Below are 1,665 nucleotides of genomic sequence, written 5' to 3'. Positions count from 1 at the left end.
ATATTTTACCATCTCCCACAAGAGAACAAGGTGTTTTAATTCTCACACAAGGCTCTTCGCCTTGCTCATTTTTAAATGGAACTCGAGCATTTAATGCTTGCTCTGGCGAATTAAAACCAGAACTAATACCGCCAAAACTTTTTCCAAACGGAGTCTTAGATGGACTCAGATGAAATGATTCTTGAGATGGCATAGCACTTAAATCTGTACAGCTCAAAGTAGCCACTTTTTTATCTTGTCTTTCCACTGATGATTCAATTATTGACTGAATTAAAACTACAGAAAGTAGCAACGATAACTTTAAATTACTTTTCATTTTTATTTACCTAAAAGCCCTAAAACCCTAAACTTTATCTACTCTTTTAAGTGTACCAGACTTATCATTTCTAACAACCAAAAATAGCCCGTTTTTGGCTATCTGCAAAACAAAAAGCTTGATTTATACCGATATCGTTGCTTTCACCCCCCCCCCACGTCAAACTTAATTTTGTAGCAAATCGTTGCTATAAAAATATTTTAAACCCAAAGGAGTCTTATGAAAGTATCAAAAAATTTAATGCTGAGCTTGCTTGCATGCTTATCTGGAAGCAACCAAATATCTTTAGGAATGGCAGAATTTGAAATGGTTAATAAAGCTGCAACGCCTCCAAAAAAAGTCAGCTATGCCTCTCAAGCAAAGCTTTCACTCGGCCAATTAACACAACTAACAAAAACCTTAAAGGCTGAGATTGCAAAACAACAAGAAGCAAACCTAAACATAACAATTCAAAATGCGGGAACACAGCAACAAGGAGGCCCTGTGCAGCAAGCGCCAAGATATGGAAGCGCAAGATGGAAGCAAGAGCAAATTGATTACCAAACAAGCATAAACGTTGATCTTTCGAATTTACTGCAAGAGGAATTTGCAATACAGAATAAACTAAGCCAACAGCGTTATCCGATGTCTACTGCTTTGTAGGCTATAAAAGATTCAACTCAAGAAGATAAGGACAACAGACCCAAAAGTTTGTGGTCCTTATCTTTTTAATTATCTTTTTAAACAAAATCTAGATTTTAAATAATTGCTTAATTTATAATCAAACCATAAAGGTATTATTTCCCAAATCTGCCATGATTTAAAAATTGTTGGAGATCTTTATGACAGTATTAAAAATAAGCGCGATCCTATTCGTAATCATACAAAGCACAAATATCCAAACATCTTTAGCAACGCAAGAATCAAACCCAAGACTATTTGAAAATTGCTCAATGCTATCGCAAGTGCAAGCAGACACGCTATCAGACATTTCAAACAGCTCTGTCGGGCCACAAACTCTAGTATCAAATCAATCAATTGTATCAACCGAATCACATTTTCAAAAGAAGCAAAACATTAAAAACTTAACTGATCTTTCAACTATTAAAAATATCCAAGTTGCTCAAAAAACATTTCGCGCCTTTAAAAAAAAATATGACCCTGCCGCATACTTACAAACAGAATCAGGGAAAAATAGTGAATATAGTAGATACTTACAAATTATGTACAATTTGGCTGCGCTAGAATCGATCCAATCGATTGTTTTTTCTTACAGCGCTCAAGTAACAAAAAGACAAAATCGCCGAGTTTTAGCTATGAAAAAAAAGCAAACCGAAATTGTTACCCATCTTCTAGCTGGCTTAAAATCA

3 protein-coding genes are annotated in these 1,665 nt (G+C 35.0%); 2 read left to right on the top strand and 1 reads right to left on the bottom strand.

What is annotated here, in order from left to right; all coding sequences use genetic code 11:
* The coding region (locus NTU89_00685) for a hypothetical protein (GenBank protein MCX5923062.1) at positions 1-316 on the bottom strand (316 nt) is incomplete at its 3' end.
* Positions 317-535: 219 nt separating this feature from the next.
* Here NTU89_00685 and NTU89_00680 point away from each other — a divergent pair.
* Together NTU89_00680 and NTU89_00675 are read left to right on the top strand one after the other, a co-directional pair.
* Positions 536-958, top strand: a complete 423-nt coding sequence (locus NTU89_00680) for a hypothetical protein (GenBank protein ID MCX5923061.1) — start codon at positions 536-538, stop codon at positions 956-958.
* A gap of 179 nt (positions 959-1,137) precedes the next feature.
* Positions 1,138-1,665, top strand: a 528-nt coding sequence (locus NTU89_00675) for a hypothetical protein (protein ID MCX5923060.1), incomplete at its 3' end; no start/stop codon positions are given.

The organism is Candidatus Dependentiae bacterium (assembly GCA_026389065.1).
In the GTDB taxonomy this organism is placed as follows: Bacteria; Babelota; Babeliae; order Babelales; family Chromulinivoraceae; genus JACPFN01.
Note: the sequence above shows the minus strand (reverse complement) of the source record. Positions and strands in the feature narration are given on the sequence as shown.